This window comes from Burkholderia sp. 4M9327F10 (assembly GCF_005503145.1).
Taxonomy (GTDB): Bacteria; Pseudomonadota; Gammaproteobacteria; order Burkholderiales; family Burkholderiaceae; genus Paraburkholderia.
Genome location: NZ_SCNV01000029.1, coordinates 69,805 through 87,021 on the forward strand (window position 1 = coordinate 69,805; position 17,217 = coordinate 87,021).

General features: G+C 65.5%; 10 protein-coding genes. 4 read left to right on the forward strand and 6 right to left on the reverse strand.

The features are described 5' to 3' along the window. Nucleotides 1–228 precede the first annotated feature (228 nt). From aroG to FFS45_RS24035, 4 genes are all read right to left on the reverse strand, one after another. Nucleotides 229–1,302, reverse strand: a complete 1,074-nt coding sequence (gene aroG / locus FFS45_RS24020) for a 3-deoxy-7-phosphoheptulonate synthase AroG (RefSeq protein WP_137957124.1) — start codon at nt 1,300–1,302, stop codon at nt 229–231. A 296-nt stretch (nt 1,303–1,598) separates the two neighbouring features. Beyond that, entirely contained in the window at nt 1,599–3,065 is a 1,467-nt protein-coding gene (tldD, locus tag FFS45_RS24025) for a metalloprotease TldD (RefSeq protein ID WP_137957125.1), read from the reverse strand. A 97-nt stretch (nt 3,066–3,162) separates the two neighbouring features. Further along, nucleotides 3,163–4,005: a carbon-nitrogen hydrolase family protein gene (locus FFS45_RS24030; protein ID WP_137957126.1), complete on the reverse strand. Its 843-nt coding sequence runs from the start codon at nt 4,003–4,005 to the stop codon at nt 3,163–3,165. Between the two features lie 127 nt (nt 4,006–4,132). Beyond that, nucleotides 4,133–8,323 (reverse strand): YhdP family protein, encoded by a 4,191-nt coding sequence (locus FFS45_RS24035; protein ID WP_137957127.1) that lies wholly within the window; start codon nt 8,321–8,323, stop codon nt 4,133–4,135. 174 nt (nt 8,324–8,497) lie between these two features. On the opposite strand from FFS45_RS24035, the gene glnE reads away from it, so the two are divergent. Then, a complete protein-coding gene (glnE, locus tag FFS45_RS24040) occupies nt 8,498–11,290 on the forward strand; it encodes a bifunctional [glutamate--ammonia ligase]-adenylyl-L-tyrosine phosphorylase/[glutamate--ammonia-ligase] adenylyltransferase (protein WP_137957128.1) in 2,793 nt (930 codons plus the stop codon). Between the two features lie 78 nt (nt 11,291–11,368). On the opposite strand, the gene recN is transcribed toward glnE, so the two are convergent. Together recN and FFS45_RS24050 are read right to left on the reverse strand one after the other, a co-directional pair. Next, complete coding sequence (gene recN, locus FFS45_RS24045) at nt 11,369–13,078, reverse strand: DNA repair protein RecN (RefSeq protein WP_137957129.1); 1,710 nt, start codon at nt 13,076–13,078, stop codon at nt 11,369–11,371. Nucleotides 13,079–13,132: 54 nt separating this feature from the next. Beyond that, nucleotides 13,133–14,035, reverse strand: a complete 903-nt coding sequence (locus tag FFS45_RS24050; protein ID WP_137957130.1) for an NAD kinase — start codon at nt 14,033–14,035, stop codon at nt 13,133–13,135. Between the two features lie 301 nt (nt 14,036–14,336). Between FFS45_RS24050 and hrcA the strand changes: the two genes are divergently transcribed. The 3 genes from hrcA to FFS45_RS24065 all read left to right on the forward strand — a co-directional run bounded on the left by hrcA (nt 14,337) and on the right by FFS45_RS24065 (nt 17,122). Then, nucleotides 14,337–15,356, forward strand: coding sequence for a heat-inducible transcriptional repressor HrcA (hrcA, locus tag FFS45_RS24055; RefSeq protein WP_137957131.1), 1,020 nt, complete (start codon nt 14,337–14,339; stop codon nt 15,354–15,356). A gap of 226 nt (nt 15,357–15,582) precedes the next feature. Further along, nucleotides 15,583–16,653, forward strand: coding sequence for a ferrochelatase (gene hemH, locus FFS45_RS24060; protein ID WP_137957132.1), 1,071 nt, complete (start codon nt 15,583–15,585; stop codon nt 16,651–16,653). A 61-nt stretch (nt 16,654–16,714) separates the two neighbouring features. After that, entirely contained in the window at nt 16,715–17,122 is a 408-nt protein-coding gene (locus FFS45_RS24065) for an RNA-binding S4 domain-containing protein (protein ID WP_137957133.1), read from the forward strand. Nucleotides 17,123–17,217 lie beyond the last annotated feature (95 nt).

Sequence of the window (17,217 nt, forward strand, 5' to 3'; positions counted from 1 at the left end):
ATAAAATTGTATACCTATCATCCGGGAAGAGCAAGATGCTCCCTGTCCCGCCTGGACAATGACGTTACAGGGACGTGCGATAAACGAACATTCGGCCAATCGGCCAGCCCAAAAGGAAACGGCCCACCTGGCGTAAGCCGGGTGGACCGTTTTTACTGGGCTTGAATGGGGTGTGCGGGCCGCTTCGCGAGATCGTGGCGCGAGGGTGCGATCTTGCCTAGTTGCGGCTCAATTCCCGCTGCCGCGCGCCACGCGGCGTTGCTTGACCGCTTCGGCCAGGCCTTCGAGCACGCCGATGCTTTCGTCCCAGTCGATGCACGCATCGGTCACGCTCTGGCCGTAGGTCAGCTCGCAACCTTCCTTGAGGTCCTGGCGGCCGGCGACCAGATGCGATTCAACCATCACGCCGATGATCCGCTCGTCACCGCCGGCGATCTGACGGCCGATGTCCGCGCACACCGGAATCTGGTTTTCGTGCTTCTTCGAGCTGTTGGCGTGGCTCGCATCAATCATCAGACGTGCCGCGAGGCCCGCCTTGCCGATATCGGCGCAGGCCGCGTTGACGCTGTCGGCGTCGTAGTTCGGCGTCTTGCCGCCGCGCAGGATGATGTGGCAGTCCTCATTGCCGGCCGTTGAGACGATCGCCGAGTGGCCGCCCTTCGTCACCGAGAGGAAATGGTGCGGCTGCGAGGCGGCCTTGATGGCGTCGACGGCGATTTTCACGTTGCCGTCGGTGCCGTTCTTGAAGCCCACCGGGCACGACAGGCCGGAGGCCAGCTCGCGGTGCACCTGCGATTCGGTGGTGCGCGCGCCGATCGCGCCCCACGAGATCAGGTCGGCGATGTACTGCGGGCTGATCATGTCGAGGTATTCGGTGCCGGCCGGCAGGCCGAGTTCGTTGATGTGCAGCAGCAGCTCGCGTGCGGTGCGCAGGCCCTCGTTGATCTTGAAGCTGTTGTCCATGTACGGGTCGTTGATGAGACCCTTCCAGCCTACGGTGGTGCGCGGCTTCTCGAAGTACACCCGCATGACGATTTCGAGCTCGCCGGCAAAGCGCTTGCGCTGCTCGACCAGACGCCCCGCGTATTCGAGCGCTGCCTTGGTATCGTGGATCGAGCACGGCCCGATGATGACGATCAGGCGGTCTTCCATGCCGTGCAGGATGCGGTGCATCGACTGGCGCGAATGGTAGATCAGGTCCGAGACCGCTTCTTCGCAGGCGAATTCGCGGATCAGATGAGCCGGCGGCGTAAGTTCTTTCAGTTCTCGAATACGGACATCGTCGGTATTGTGCGGGGGCATGGGTGTTCTCCAGGATTTTCGGGGCGAAAAAAAACCGCCAGACTAGCTGGCGGTTTTTCGGGAATTTTGGGGTGCCTTACGTGCACTAGTACCCCTCTCGATCCGCCAGCGGTCTGAGATACCAAAAAAAGTAAAAGTAAAACTTGGCGGACATGGCGAAAGTAAGGTCGCTGGTCAAAAAGGGTGATTGACTTTATAACCCGAGCAGTCGTGATTGACAACCAGGGGGTGGCGAAAATGCGGAAAATCCGCATACTTCGCGCAATTCGCGCACGAAGTATGCGTTGCTATGCCAATCAGGCTGTTCCGCCGACCGTCATCTTCTCGATCCGCAGGGTCGGCTGGCCGACGCCCACCGGCACGCTCTGGCCTTCCTTGCCGCAGACGCCGACGCCCGAATCGAGCGCCATATCGTTACCGATCATGCTGACGTACTTGAGCGATTCCGGGCCGCTGCCGATCAGCGTCGCGCCCTTGACCGGATAGGTCACCTTGCCGTTTTCGATCATGTACGCCTCGGAGGCGGAGAACACGAACTTGCCGTTGGTGATGTCCACCTGGCCGCCGCCGAAATTCACCGCATACAGGCCGTTCTTGACCGAGGCGATGATTTCCTGCGGATCCTTGTCGCCGTTGAGCATGTAAGTGTTGGTCATGCGCGGCATCGGCAGTGCGGCGTACGATTCGCGCCGCGCGTTGCCGGTTACGGGCATCTTCATCAGGCGCGCGTTCAGCGTGTCCTGGATGTAGCCCTTCAGGATGCCGTCTTCGATCAGCGTGGTGCACTGGGTCGGATTGCCTTCGTCGTCGATATTGAGCGAGCCGCGGCGGTTCGGCAGCGTGCCGTCGTCGACTACGGTAACGCCCTTGGCCGCGACCCGTTCGCCGATGCGCCCGGCGAATGCCGACGAACCCTTGCGGTTGAAGTCGCCTTCGAGGCCATGGCCGATCGCTTCGTGCAGCAGCACGCCAGGCCAGCCCGGCCCGAGCACGACTGTCATCGCGCCGGCCGGGGCGGGGCGGGCGTCGAGGTTGACGAGAGCGGCATGCACCGCGTCGTCGACGTACTTCGACAGCACGTCATCCGTGAAATAGCCGTAGTCGAAGCGCCCGCCACCGCCGCCGCTGCCGATTTCGCGGCGGCCGTTCTGTTCGGCGATTACCGTGACGGAGACGCGCACCAGCGGCCGGATGTCGGCGGCGAGCGCGCCGTCGCTGCGCGCCACCAGCACCACGTCGTATTCGCCGGCGAGGCCCGCCATCACCTGGGTGATGCGCGGATCGCGGCTGCGCGCCATCTGTTCAATGCGTTCGAGCAGCTTGACCTTGGCGGTCGCGTCGAGCGAATGCAGCGGGTCGGACGGCAGGTACAGATCGCGCCCGGCAATGCCGGTCAACGAGGACGCCACCTTGATCTTCTGCTTGCCGCCGCCGGCCTTGGCGATCGACCGCGTGGCGAGCGCGGCCTGGCGGATCGCTTCGGGCGACAGATCGTCCGAGTAAGCGAACGCGGTCCGGTCGCCCGAGACGGCGCGCACGCCCACCCCTTGATCGATGCTGAAGCTGCCAGATTTCACGATGCCCTCTTCAAGGCTCCAGGCTTCGCTGCGGGTGGCCTGGAAGTACAGGTCCGCGTAGTCGATGCGGTGCGTGAAGATCTCGGCGAGCGTGCGGGTGAGCAGGGCTTCGTCGAGGCCGTAGGGCGTGAGGAGCACGTCCTTGGCAGTGGCGAGATTACGGATACCGGGTTCGATGATGTTCATGCGAAGTGTGTTCTGCTCAATACAAAGGGATTCGGTTGGCGCACGCGCATCACATACATGGGTGGGCGGCGCCGGACTTTCAATGCCGGCTTCGGTTCTAGCTGGTCAGCACGCGGTGGCGCCAGGCCGGCAGGCTTTGCCGGACTTCGTCGATGCGGGCTCGCTCCAGATTGCCGGCCACCACGCCGGCGCCTTCGTCACGCACCGCGGCGATCTCGCCCCACGGGTCGATCAGCATGCTGTGTCCCCATGTGCGGCGGCCGTTCTCATGCTTGCCGCCTTGCGCCGCGGCGAGCACGTAGCACTGGTTTTCCACGGCGCGGGCGCGCAGCAGCATTTCCCAGTGTGCGCGGCCAGTCGTGTACGTGAAGGCCGACGGCACCACGATCAGCGCGCAATCGCCCATCCGGCGGTACAGCTCCGGAAAGCGCAAATCGTAGCAGACCGACAGGCCGACGCGCCCGAACGGCGCTTCGAAGGTACGGACCGTGTCGCCGGGGCGGATAGTACGTGCCTCGTCGAATGATTCGTCACCTTTTTCGAAGTTGAACAGATGAATCTTGTCGTAGCGCGCGGCTTCTTCGCCCTGCGGGTTGAATACCAGCGTGGTGTTCAGCACGCGGTTGGCTTCCGGCGCGGTCAGCGGCAGCGTGCCGCCGATTACCCAGACGCCGTGGCGGCGCGCCGCGTCCGCCAGAAAGCGCTGGATCGGGCCGTCGCCATAGGGCTCGCGCACGCTGAGTTTGTCGGTGTCCTTGAAGCCCATGAAGCAGAAGTATTCGGGCAGCAGGACCAGTTGCGCACCGTCCGCGGCAGCTTCTGCGATCAGGCGTCCCGCTTCGGCCAGATTGCGCTCGCGATCCGGCGTGCTCACCATCTGCAACGCGGCGACGCGAAAGGACGGGCTAACGGAGGTGGAGTAGCTGTGTTGTTCGCTCATGAACGTTTCGAAAGACTCCCGGCAGGGCAGCGCCAGGCGCAGGCGCTGCATACGTCGATCAGGGTGGTACCACCGCCGGTCAGCCGCCGCAGACGCCCTGAGCCCGCCAGGCCTGCTGGCTCTGGGTTCACTGCGCTTCCACGGTCGAGGCCGGCAGGTCCATCTTACCGCGATCGTCGTGCACCCGCTCGACGTGCGGTTTCGACCACGAACCGGTGATGGCGTAGTCCAGCGCGAACGCTTTCGAGATCGACTTCGACAGCGCGAAGTCGGCCACCAGCGCGGCAAGGCCGAACAGCGGATTGATGACTGTGGCGGCAACCACGCCCGCGCCGGCGCTGACCGTCGGCACGACGTGCACGTGCAGGTCCTGGGTTTCCTGGGCGAGGTCCACCGATCCCGACATCTCGGCGCGTGCCGGTGCGGTGACCATCTTGAAGTTATCGGTGCGGCCGATGCCGTCGCTGATCTGTCCCGTGCCGGTCACGCTCTCGAACGGCAGGCCCTCGCCGATCACGTCGCGGAAATTCAGCGTCGCGAAGCGCGCGAGGCTTTGCAGGCTCAGCACGCCCAGCAGCTTGGCGACACCCGGATCGACCTTGAGAATCTGGCCATGACGCAAATCCACGGAGAGGTTGCCGTTCAACGTCGGGTAGTCGATCTGGGTCGGGCCGCCGCGCCACACCACCTTGCCTGACAGTGTGCCGCTGCCGCCCTTGAGCGTGCGCGGCTGGCCAGCCTGTTCGAGCAGCGCGCCGGCGTCCTTGATGTCGAGCTTGAAGTCGAACACGGTGCGCTTCGGGGTATCTTCGTCGGCGCTGGCGCCAAGCCGGGTCGAGGTGCGCCAGTTGGCGGTGGCGGTCAGCGTCGCGGCCGGATTGCTGATATCGAGCTTGTCCAGTTGCCAGACCGGTACGCCGTCTTCCTCGAAGTTGTGCGCGTCGACTTCGAGGCGGCCGAAATTGTGGCCGCGCACGATCAGCTCGTTCACCAGCAGGTCGATCGACGGCATGTTCTGAGCCGGCGCCGAGATTGCCTGGCCGAGCAGGTCGTTTTCGGTGGCGGAGGGAATCACCAGCCGGGCGAGGCGTGCCTGCAGCGTGCCGGGCGAACCCTTGATCGCGCCGGGCAGCCAGGCCACGTGCCCGGAGACCTGGTTCGAGGCGATGTTGGCCTGCCAGTTGCCGTTGTCGCGCGAGGCGCCGACGATCACGCTTTCCCAATGCCGCTTGAGCAGCGTCAGGGTGCCGATGTGCACGGCAAAGCGGTTCGGCAGAAACTGCGTGAGCGTTGGATTGGGCGCGGCGGCCGGCGTGGCGGGCGCGGGGGGTTCCTTGCTGCGCATCTGGGTCACCAGGGCGCGCCACTGGTCGGCGTCGAAGGTGTCGATGTCGGCTGCGGCAATCACGCCCTCGGTCGGCAACTCGGCGGGCTTGTTGACGCCGACCGCGCCGACCACCACCGTCGGCGGCTGGCCCGGCGTATGGCGCAGCAGATAGCTGGCGGCAATCGGGCCGAATTGCAGGTCGGCGCGCTGCAGACCGGGGTCGTCATCCGTGGCGGCGGGCTTGAAGGTGAAGTGCAGCGGCATCGGCTTGCCGACCGGCTTGTTGAAGGGCGCCGGAAAATCGAGCGCGAGGCCGCTCAGGTCGGAGTTGGCGGTGACGTCGGGCAGGTGGCCCTTGGCGCCGCTTACGCTCAGGGCATACGGCGCGCTGCCGCTCATGCGCGTGAGTACCTCGGCTGCCGGGCCGTGCAGGTTGAGCCCGCGAGCGGCATCGACGGCAATGTGGCCGTTCAGGTCGAGCGCATAGGCGCCGTTGTTCTGCACCCCGCCGTTGGCATGCACGTCGCCGCCGAGGAACTGGCCGGCGAGCCGGTCAAGCTGGGCAGTGTGTTCGGTGAAACGCACCTTGCCGGTGAGTTGCGATAGCGGCGGCGTGTTGTCCATGCTCAGGCGGTTGCCCTGGAAGCCCAATGTGCCGTCGACGGCAATATGCGGTTTCGGCGTGCGCGGTATGGTCAGCTTCAGCGCCAGCGACGCCGGGCCCTCGGCGCGCACCTTCTCGCCGACGTGCTTCGAAAGGCTGCCGAGCGCGCTCGAATCGACGTAGTCGATCATGTCGGCGAGCGGGCCGTGGCCGGCGCCGTCGATGATGAGGCTCGAGGTTTTGGTGCCGAGATCGTCGATCTTGCCGTTGACCCGGTTGAGCGCGACCCGCTTGTAGCGCGCCCGGTCGATATCGAAGCGCAGCACGTTCTCCTTGAGCTGGAACGTGCCGTCTATGTCGGCGAGCGGCGGCCACACGTTCGGCGTCACGCCGTCCTTCATCTTGCGCGGCGGATACGGCGAGGGGTCGAACTTGCCACCCTTGAACGGCGCGACGATCTGGAACACGCCGGCGCTCGGGTCGCGCGAGTAGGGGAATTTGGTGAGATCGCCATGTACCTCGATCACCGCACCGCGCGAGACGCCGGCCTGCAGCCCGTGACCGAGGTAGGTGCGCAGCTTCTCGCTGATGCTGGTGGGCAGGTAGCGTACGATGCGCGCGACCTGGGCGTGCTGGAACTTCGCCGTCAGGTCGAGCGAACCGCGGCCGTGACCGGGGTTGCCGTAGTTCGCTGTGACTGTGGCGACGGCGTCCGCGTTGGCGACGCTCAGTTGCGGCACGGAAATGGCGAACGCCTTGTGCGGCTCACCCGGGGCGGCCGGCTTGACGGTCCAGCTGCCGTTGCCTTGCAGGCGGTCGAACTTGAGGCGCGGGTCGTCGAACACGCCCGGCAAGGTAACGGCCACATTGTTGGTGTCGATCGTCATGGCGCCGTGGGTCTCGTCGGCATCCACGCTGCCCCACAGGTTTTCGACGCCCGGCAGACCGGCCCGGGGGTGGCCGAGCGGGGTCAGCCCCGGCGGCGGTTCCTGGGCTGCGACGCTGATGCCCTGCAGGTCCGCCTTGAAGCGGTAGCGCACGATCGGCTCGGAGCCGCTCGCGTTGTGCTCGCTCGCGGCTTCCCCGGAATCGGGCTTGGCCCGTTCGACCTCGATCACGTAGTTCGCCACCAGGCCGCGCGGATCGAAACGCACCAGTTCGTTAAGCAGACGGCCCGAAAGCGGCAGTGCACGGCTGAATTCGGCGAGGATCCCGAGATCCACCCGGTCACCGCTTACGCTGATCAACTGGCCATGCTGCACCGACGCCCGGCGGTAGTGGCCGGTCAGCGTGGAAATTGCAAGGGTGCGCGTCAATGGCGTGCCGTCGTCGAGCGGCGGCTGGCCCAGTTCGGCGTGCAGATGATCGAGCTGCAGCGTGTAGTCGCCCGGCGCCATGGCGAGCTTCCAGGAGAAGCTGGCGACCGGCACATCGAGGCGCGGCTGGGTCGGACGCACGCGCATCGAGACACTGGTGCCGGACAGTTCGCCGCTTGCCGACTTCATCTGGCCTTGGGCAAAGTCGATCCAGATAGCGTTGTCGATCCGGCCGGCGTAGGTCTCGATCGGAAAGTCCATGTAATGCGCGAGCGCCGGCAGATCGACCGGCCCGGTCGAGATATAGGCCTGACCGGTCCAGTTGATCGGCTTGCCGATGGCCGCGAGGCGCGCGTGTCTGAAGTAGGCGCGGAAATCCAGCGGGCCGTGCAGCACGTTGCCGTCCGGTGGCGCCTGCAACGCGAGATGGTGGTCATAGCCGTCGTTCAGGATGGCAAGGCGGATGTTCTGCAGCGCCAGCTCAGGCGCGTCATGACGCAAGTCGCGCCAGCGCAGCGTGCCGCCGCGCAGCACGATGGCCTGCTGGCGCAGCAGCCAGGAACTGAAGGTGTCGTTGCCGGTGTGGGTGCTCGGCACGGTGACGCCGGCCACCGAGAGCGAACCGTCCGAGCCGCGCTCGATCAGCAGGTCGGGCTGGTCGACGATCAGGGTGGAGAGGATCGGCTTTAACTGCCACAGCGAACTCCACGAAACGGTTGCGGTGGCATGCGGGACGTTCAGCCCGAGCTTGCCGTCGTGGTCGCGAATCGTCAGATCGGTGACGTCGATGCCCGGCTGGAAGCCGGTCCAGTGCGGCGCGAGTTTGCCGATGGTGAGCTGTGCGTGGATTTTCTCGGAGACGAGGGCTTCGATGCGCGGCCGGAACGCGTCGACGCGCGGCAGCAAACCATAGCGCAGACCGACCAGCAGAGCCGCCACGATGAAGTAGACGACGAGCGCGATGGCCAGCAGCACCCTCAGGGTGTGACGCAGCACCACGTGGTGGTCGCCCTCTACTGACCTGACTTGTCCGGCTTCCTGTTGCTCGGCGGATTCGTTTCGCTCGGACATGCTGCGGCGGGGGTGGGCGTATGGTAGTTTTGCGATCTGACCACGAAATGTAACACACGGGCCTGTGCCGACGATATCCGTCAAAGCCTGTGCCCATGCCGTCTCGCGACCCTCGCGACGCGGCGCGAGGCTCCGTGATAAGACGAATGCAGCAATAAGCGATCCAGACCTTCGATGACCGACGCCTCCCTTCTCAGTTCCAGCTATTCACACTATGCGGCGCGGGCGCTCGCAGCCCGTCCCGAACTCGCCGGGCGGGTCGCCGCGCTGGCGCAGGCGCCCGTCACCCGCGAGCGCATCGAGGCTCGTTTCGATGACCTGTGCGCGGCGCTGGCGTCCGGCAACGGCGGCGCGTTGACCGAGGACGGCCTCAAACGCGCACTGCGCCAGTTGCGCACCGAGGTGTTCTGCGCCGTGATGGAGCGCGATCTGGCTGGCCGGGCTGATGTGGCCGAAGTGACCGGCGCGATGACGGATCTCGCTGAGACCACGATCCAGCGGGCCATGGCCGTGTTGTCCGCCGATCTTGAAGTGCTTTACGGCGAGCCGCGCGGCCCCGAAGGCGAGCGCCTGACGCTCGGGGTGGTCGGCATGGGCAAGCTCGGCGGCCGCGAACTGAATGTGTCTTCGGATATCGACCTGATCTTCGTCTATGAAGAAGACGGCGAAACCGCCGGCGGGCAACGCTCGCCGATTGCTACTCAGGACTTTTTTACCCGCCTCGGCAAACGGCTGATTGCCGCGCTGGCCGAAGTGAGCGCCGATGGCTACGTGTTTCGCGTCGATATGCGGCTGCGTCCGAACGGCGATTCGGGGCCGCTGGTATGCAGCCTGGGCATGCTCGAAGAGTACTTTTACGTGCAGGGCCGCGAGTGGGAGCGCTACGCGTGGATCAAGGGGCGGCTCGTCTCCGAGGGCGGCAGCGCCGCCGCGCAGCGGCTTTCGAAGCAGCTCGATGCGATCGTCACGCCGTTTATCTACCGCCGCTATCTGGACTTCGGCGTGATCAGCGCGATCCGCGCCCTGCACCTGCAGATTCGCCAGGAAGCCCAGCGCCGAGCCTCCATGCGGCCGGACAAGGCTGACGACATCAAGCTGGGCCGCGGCGGTATCCGCGAGATCGAGTTCAGCGCTCAGGTGTTCCAGTTGATTCGCGGCGGGCAGGACGCGGGCTTTCGGGTGCGGCCGACGCTGGCCGTGCTGCGCCACGCCGCGGCCCATGGCCTGATTGCGCCGGCCGTGTGCGTGGCGCTGTCGCAGGCTTACCGTTTCTTGCGTGAACTCGAGCACCGCCTGCAGTACCGCAACGACGCGCAGACTCATGCCATGCCGGTCGACCCGGATGAACGCGCGGCGCTTGCGCATGCGATGGGCTTCGACGATTACGCGGCGCTGATGACGAAGCTCGACGCGCACCGCGAGCTGGTCGAACAGCAGTTCGACCAGATTTTCGCCGACAAGGTGAATGGCCGTGACGGCTGCGGTGCGCCGGAAGACGGCGCTGCGGCCTGGGTCTGGAGCAGCGCGCTCGCCGACGACAGCGCGGACGAGGCCCTCCACGCGCGACTCAACGAACTGGGGGTTGCCGAGCCGGACGAACTGCTCGCGCGGCTGCGGGCGGTGTGGAATTCGTCGCGTTATGCGGGGCTCGCCGAGCGCAGCCGGCAGCGCTTCGACATCGTTGCGCAGCGGGCGCTCGAAGCCGCGCGCACGCTGGAGCCGCCCGCGCGGCGCGGCGATACGGTGGCGCGCTTCTTCGATCTGCTCGAAGCCGTGAGCCGGCGCGGCGCGTACCTGGCGCTGCTCACCGAATATCCGCAGGCGTTGCACCGGGTGCTGTCGGTGCTGGGCGCCTCGCGCTGGGCGGCCGGTTATCTGCTGCGCCATCCGCAACTGCTCGATGAACTGCTCGACGACGAGGCGATTGCCAGCCCGTTCGACTGGCCTGAGTTCAAGCGCACGCTGCGCCTGCGCCTTGCGGCAGCGGACGGCGTCGAACAGCAGATGGACCTGCTGCGCCACGCTCATCAGGCCGAGGTGTTCCGGATCCTGCTGATCGATCTGGCCGGCAAGCTGAGCGTCGAGCACGTCAGCGACCGGCTCTCCGAGCTCGCCGATGCCGTGCTCGACGTGACGCTCGAAGCGGTCTGGAAGCAGTTGGCCAAACGTCATCGCGAAGTGCCGCGCTTTGCCGTGATCGCGTATGGAAAGCTGGGCGGCAAGGAACTGGGCTATGCGTCCGATCTCGACCTGATCTTTCTGTACGACGACCCGGACGATGCAGCGGCGGACGTCTACTCGACCTTTACGCGTCGGCTGATCACCTGGCTCACGATGGCCACGGGCGCCGGCACGCTGTTCGACGTGGACCTGCGGCTGCGGCCGAACGGCGAATCGGGCCTGCTCGTCACGGACCTGGACGCGTTCAGGCGTTACCAGCTGCGCGAAGGCGATGCAGCCAACACCGCGTGGGTCTGGGAGCATCAGGCGCTGACGCGGGCGCGCTATTGCGCGGGCGATGCGGAGATCGGCGCGAGCTTCGAAGCGATCCGCGAGCAGGTTTTGACCACGCCGCGCGAAGCCGGACCGCTGGCGAGGGAGATCGTCGAAATGCGCGAGCGCGTCGAGGCCGGGCATCCGAACCGGACCGAACTGTTCGACCTGAAGCACGACCGCGGCGGCATGGTGGATATTGAGTTCACCGTGCAGTACTGGGTGCTGCTGCACGCGGCGCGAGATCCTGAACTGATCCGCAATACCGGCAATATCGCGTTGCTGCGCGAGGTATCGCGCTTCGGAATGATGAGCGAGGAAGAGGCCGAGACGGTTGGCGCCGCGTATCGCACCTATCGCAAGCTGCAGCACAAGCTGCGCCTCGACGGTATGGAAAAGGCACGGGTCGAACCTGCGGCGGTCGAGACCGAGCGGCAGGCAGTGCTGGCGCTGTGGAAGCGCGTGTTTGGATGAGGTTCGGACTACGCGGGCTACGTGGCTTGCGCGGGCGACGTGGACTTGCTGGCTGCGGCCGTGTGGCCGCAGCGCCGGCTACGCCGCCAGCATTTCCTTGGCGTGCTTGCGGGTCGTGGCGGTGATCTCAAGGCCGCCCAACATGCGCGCTACCTCTTCGATTCGGCTTGCCTTGTCCAGTGAGGTCACGCTGCTGACCGTGCCGCCCTTCTTGTTGGACGTTTTCGCCACCTGGAAGTGATGGTCGCCACGCGCGGCCACTTGCGGCAAGTGCGTCACGCACAGCACCTGGCGTGCGCGTCCGAGCTGATGCAGCAGCCGCCCGACCACTTCCGCGACACCGCCGCCAATGCCCGTATCCACTTCGTCGAAGATCAGGGTTGGCGTTGGGCTGGCGGTGCTGGCGATCACGGCGAGCGCGAGGCTGATGCGTGCCAGTTCGCCGCCTGAGGCGACTTTGGCGAGCGGGCGCAGCGGCACGCCGGCATGGCCTGCCACGCGGAACTCGACCTGCTCCAGGCCATGTGCACCGCCTTCCGGCAGCGCGACGAGCGCGACTTCGAAGCTGCCGCCTTTCATCGACAGTTCCTGCATGCCGGTCGTGACCGCCGACCCCAGCGCCTTGGCGGCCTTGGTCCGGGCCTTCGAGAGCAGCCGGGCTTCGGCCAGATAGGCTTCCTTCGCTTTCGCTTCGGCGGCGTGCAGGCTTTCCAGATCTGCGGCGGCATCGAGCGCGGCCAGTTGCGCGCGCCGTGCCGCGTGTTCCTCGGGCAGCGTCTCCGGCTGCAGACGGAACTTGCGCGCGGCCGAATGCAGGGCGTCGACGCGTTTTTCGATCTGCGCGAGGCGTTCGGGGTCGAGCTCCAGCCGCTGCGCATAGTGGCTCAGTGAATAGGCCGCTTCCTGCAACTGGATCTCGGCCGGTTCGAGCGCGGCGAGGGCGTCGTTCAGCGCCGGATCAATCTCAGCCAGGTCGCGCAGCTTCGAGACGATCGACGCGAGATGCGTGATCATCGCCTCGTCCGATTCGGATAGCGCGTTGAGCGCGCCTTGCACGCCATCGATCAGATTGGCCGAATGCGACAGGCGGTTGTGTTCGGCGTTGACCTCTTCCCACTCACCCGGTTGTGGAGCGAGCTTGTCGAGTTCGGTCAGTTGCCAGGCAAGACGCTCGCGTTCGAGTTGCAGTTCGCGGTCGCGCGTCCTGGCCGTTTCCACTGCCTGCACCTTCTCGCGCCACGTGCGCCAGCCGCGGCTCACGGCGGCGGCCTTATCGACGAGGCCCGCATGGGTGTCGAACAGCTCACGCTGGGCGTCCGGGCGCATCAGCAACTGGTGGGCGTGCTGCCCGTGAATATCGACCAGCATTTCGCCGACCTCGCGCAGTTGCGCGAGCGTTGCCGCGGTGCCGTTGATGAAGGCGCGCGAGCGGCCGTTCGCGTCCACCACGCGCCGCAGCATGACTGTGTTGCCGTGCGGGTCCGCGCCGTTTGCCTCATGCCCGGCGCCGTCCGGGGCGCCTGTCGGGCCCGGCGTCGCGAACGCCTGCTCTTCGAGCCATTGCTCGGCCAGCGCGTGGGTTTCGAATTCGGCGGTGATGTCGGCGCGGGCCTCGCCGGTGCGCACGACGCTGGCATCGGCGCGGGCGCCGAGCGCGAGCGCCAGGGCATCGATCAGGATCGACTTGCCGGCGCCCGTTTCACCTGAAAAAACCGTAAAGCCGCTGTCGAATTCAAGATCGAGCGCGGCGACGATGACGAAGTCGCGTATCGAGAGGTGGCGAAGCATGGAGGTCGTGTGGTGGCTTGGGTTACCGGTTGCGGCCAGGTGCTCAGGATTCGCTCAGGACTTGATGTCGTCTTCGTGCGACGGGTATTCGTTCCAGTGCAGCTTCTTGCGCAGCGTCGCGTAGTGGCTGTGGCCGATCGGGTGCAGCAGCGGCACGGTATGGCGCGAGCGGCGCACTTCGATCGTGTCGTTGTGTTCGAGCGCGGTGAACGACTGCATGTCGAAATTGACGTTTACGTCACGGCCCGAGACGATCTGGATGCTGACCTTCGAGTCGTCCGGCAGCACGATAGGGCGGTTGGAGAGCGCGTGCGGTGCAATCGGCACCAGCACGATGCCTTGCAACTGCGGATGCAGGATAGGACCCGACGACGACAGGGCGTAGGCGGTCGAGCCCGTCGGCGTGGCGACGATCAAGCCGTCGGAACGCTGGTTGTACATGAAGCGGCCGTCCACGGCCACGTGCAGTTCCGCCATCCCCGAGAAGCCGCTGCGGTTCACCACCACGTCGTTGAACGCCAGCGCGTGGTAGATCGGATTGCCGTCGCGCATGATGCGCGCTTCCAGCAGCATGCGTTCCTCACGCTCGAAGTGCCCGCCAAGCATCTGCGGGACGATTTCCTGCATGTCGGAAATCGGGATGTCGGTGATAAAGCCGACCCGCCCGTGGTTGATGCCGATCAGCGGCGTGCGGTAGGGCGCAAGCTGGCGGCCGATGCCCAGCATCGTGCCGTCGCCACCCAGCACCACGGCTACGTCGGCGCGTGCCCCGATCTCCGCCGGGCGTAGGGCGGGGTATTCGGTCACGCCGATCTCCGCCGCGGTTTCCGCTTCGAACACCACGTCGAAGCCGCGCCTGGCGATGCACGAGGCGAGCGCGGTCAGCGGCTCCCCGATGCCTGGCGTATTGTTGCGCCCGACGAGCGCGACGGTCTTGAACTGGCTGGTAACTTGCATGCCGGCATTACACCATAGGTGGGGGCTGAAAAGAACCGTCCCCGGCCACATGGGCGGCCGGCTCGGGATGGGTGAGCGGTGCGCTGTCCGGTCTGCGCAGGATTATCGTTAGAATGGTGAAGTCCTGATGACAGTTGCCGGCCTTTGCGGCATAGGCCGCGCCGGACCCGCACTTTCCGCGGTTGCGGGTTGGCGCAGGGCGGAGCTCGGTCCACCCGGTCCGCGCCCGGGCAAGATTGCCGGCAACGCTAGAATTGTTAGCGCTCGCGGTCGTCGCATCATTAAGCTAGAATTTTCCGTCATGCTAGATCCCCGCGCACAAACCCTCCTCAAAACGCTGATCGAGCGCTATATCGCCGAGGGTCAGCCGGTCGGCTCGCGCACGTTGTCCCGCTATTCCGGCCTGGAACTGAGCCCGGCAACGATCCGCAACGTGATGTCCGATCTGGAGGAGCTGGGGCTCGTCATCAGTCCGCATACTTCGGCGGGCCGCATTCCAACGCCGCGCGGCTACCGCCTGTTCGTCGACACCATGCTGACCGTCGAGTCGGCCGCTGACGAAGAGGCCGTCATGCGCACGGTCAAGACCACGCTGCAGGCCGGCGAGCCGCAGAAGATCGTGGCGGCAGCCGCGAGCGTGCTGTCCAACCTGTCGCAGTTTGCCGGCGTGGTGCTGACGCCGCGGCGCAGCCACGTGTTCAAGCAGATCGAGTTCATGCGCCTGTCCGACAAGCGCATCCTGCTGATCATCGTGACGCCCGAGGGCGACGTGCAGAACCGCATCATGGCGACCCAGCGCGATTTTTCGCCGTCGCAGCTCGTCGAGGCCTCCAACTACATCAATGCGCACTTCGCAGGCCTGTCGTTCGACGAAGTGCGCCGCCGTCTGCGCGAAGAGATCGACGCGTTGCGCGGCGACATGACCACGCTGATGCACGCCGCCGTGACGGCCAGCACCGACGAAGCCGACACCGGCGAGACCGTGCTGATCTCGGGTGAGCGCAACCTGCTCGAAGTGGCTGACCTGTCCTCGGACATGGCGCGGCTGCGCAAGCTGTTTGACGTATTCGACCAAAAGACCAGCCTCCTTCAGTTGCTCGACGTATCGAGTCACGCCCAGGGCGTGCAGATTTTCATTGGCGGCGAGTCGAACCTCGTGCCGATCGAAGAAATGAGCGTGGTGACCGCGCCGTACGAGGTGAACGGCAAGATCGTGGGCACGCTCGGCGTCATCGGACCGACGCGGATGGCCTACAACCGCGTGATTCCGATCGTCGACATTACCGCGCGACTGCTTTCGCTGACGCTCAGCCAGCAGTAAGCGCCGGTTCTCGCGAACCGTGGGTTGAGGTACCGGCGCCCCGGCGCTGCTGCCGTCTCGAGCCAACCGGCCCGTCGTGCAGCGGTAGCGTCATGCATGCCAATCATGCAGGGCGGCGCGGCGCCTGCCAATCGGCCGAACGGCCAGGTATCCGTGACGGACCGCACCGCTATAATGACTTCCATCTGAACCGTTTCCCGGCTGTACGCGGCCAACCCTGTCGCCTATGCGTTTCGATCTCGAGCGGCCTTCGCAGCCCGCCACATCCCATCGTGTCGCGGTCTTGCTGATCAATCTGGGCACGCCGGATGCTCCTACCCCCCGCGCTGTGCGCCGCTATCTGGCGCAGTTTCTATCCGACCCGCGCGTGGTGGAGATTCCCGCCGTTATCTGGCAGGTCATCCTGCGGTTACTGATCCTGCCGTTGCGCGGCATTTCCTCGGCGAAGAAATACGCCGCGGTGTGGACACCGGAGGGTTCGCCCTTGCGCGTATTCACGGAGAAGCAGGTGGAAGGGTTGAGGCATCTGCTGCAGGTGAACGACTACACGGTGATCGTCGAGTACGCGATGCGCTACGGCATGCCGGGCATTCCGGCCATGCTGAACCAGTTGAAGCTGGCCGGCGCCGAGCGGGTGCTGCTGGTGCCCATGTACCCGCAATACTCGTCGTCGACCACAGCTACGGCCTTCGACGACGCCTTTTCGGCGCTCAGACGTATGCGCAACCAGCCGGAAATCCGCACCATTCGCCAATACGCGGACCATCCGGCCTATATTGCGGCGCTGGCCGCGCAAGTGCACCAGTACTGGCACGCGCACGGCCGCCCGGATTTCGCGGCGGGCGACAAGCTGGTGCTGAGTTTCCACGGTGTGCCCAAGCGCACACTCGATCTGGGCGATCCGTACCATGATCAGTGCCAGCAAACGGGGGCGCTGCTGATGCAGGCGCTCGAGCTGACGCCGGTGGAGTGCCGCGTCACGTTCCAGTCGCGCTTCGGCAAGGCCGAATGGCTGCAACCTTACACTGCGCCGACACTCAAGGAGTTGGGTGCGGCGGGTGTGCGCCGCGCGGATGTATTTTGTCCGGGCTTCACTGCCGACTGCCTCGAAACTATCGAGGAGATCGGCATGGAAGTTCGCGACGAGTTTGTGCATGCAGGCGGCAAGGAGTTTCACCGGATTCCTTGCCTGAACGCCTCGCAGGCGTGGATTGCCGCGCTGGGGGAAATCGTCGCGCAGAATCTGCAGGGCTGGCCGGTACAGGCAGCGGCCGCGCAGGGTGTGGTGACCGCGTGAGCCTGCCGTTCTGCATTGCTTCAACGCGCTTGATGCGTCGCTTAGGGCGCTGGACTGACCGATGAACTACAAGATCGCAACTGAACCCGGTGCGCGTTTGCGCATCGACAAATGGCTATGGGCTGCGCGCTTCTTCAAGACCCGCTCGCTTGCGGCGGACGCGGTCGACAAAGGTCATGTGCGGATTGGCGGTGCAGCGGTCAAGCCGGCCAAGGACGTGCGAGTGGGCGACCTCGTTGAGATCGATATCGAGCGGATCGTCTGGCAGGTGGAGGTGCTGGGTGTCTGCGACGTGCGCGGTCCGGCGAGTGTGGCGCAGACGCTGTATGCGGAGACTGAGGACAGCAAGGTGAAGCGGCAGGTGGAGCAGGAGCGGCGCAAGACTTATCGTGAGCCGGCCGCCGCCTTGCACGGACGCCCGACCAAGCGCGACCGGCGCACTATCGACAGATTTTCAGGTGGGGATTGAACAGTTGTTCCATGGTGGCATGTACGCCGCCATACTCCGTCGTGCTGTCATTGACGGCACCGGACATGCAGATGGTTGTGGTTCCCGCGATGAGC

What these genes read in the sequence shown, in the direction of transcription:
- aroG (WP_137957124.1), bottom strand. Translation starts at nt 1,302, where the DNA reads ATGCCCCCGCACAATACCGACGATGTCCGTATTCGAGAACTGAAAGAA.
- tldD (WP_137957125.1), bottom strand. Translation starts at nt 3,065, where the DNA reads ATGAACATCATCGAACCCGGTATCCGTAATCTCGCCACTGCCAAGGAC.
- FFS45_RS24030 (WP_137957126.1), bottom strand. Translation starts at nt 4,005, where the DNA reads ATGAGCGAACAACACAGCTACTCCACCTCCGTTAGCCCGTCCTTTCGC.
- FFS45_RS24035 (WP_137957127.1), bottom strand. Translation starts at nt 8,323, where the DNA reads ATGTCCGAGCGAAACGAATCCGCCGAGCAACAGGAAGCCGGACAAGTC.
- glnE (WP_137957128.1), top strand. Translation starts at nt 8,498, where the DNA reads ATGACCGACGCCTCCCTTCTCAGTTCCAGCTATTCACACTATGCGGCG.
- recN (WP_137957129.1), bottom strand. Translation starts at nt 13,078, where the DNA reads ATGCTTCGCCACCTCTCGATACGCGACTTCGTCATCGTCGCCGCGCTC.
- FFS45_RS24050 (WP_137957130.1), bottom strand. Translation starts at nt 14,035, where the DNA reads ATGCAAGTTACCAGCCAGTTCAAGACCGTCGCGCTCGTCGGGCGCAAC.
- hrcA (WP_137957131.1), top strand. Translation starts at nt 14,337, where the DNA reads ATGCTAGATCCCCGCGCACAAACCCTCCTCAAAACGCTGATCGAGCGC.
- hemH (WP_137957132.1), top strand. Translation starts at nt 15,583, where the DNA reads ATGCGTTTCGATCTCGAGCGGCCTTCGCAGCCCGCCACATCCCATCGT.
- FFS45_RS24065 (WP_137957133.1), top strand. Translation starts at nt 16,715, where the DNA reads ATGAACTACAAGATCGCAACTGAACCCGGTGCGCGTTTGCGCATCGAC.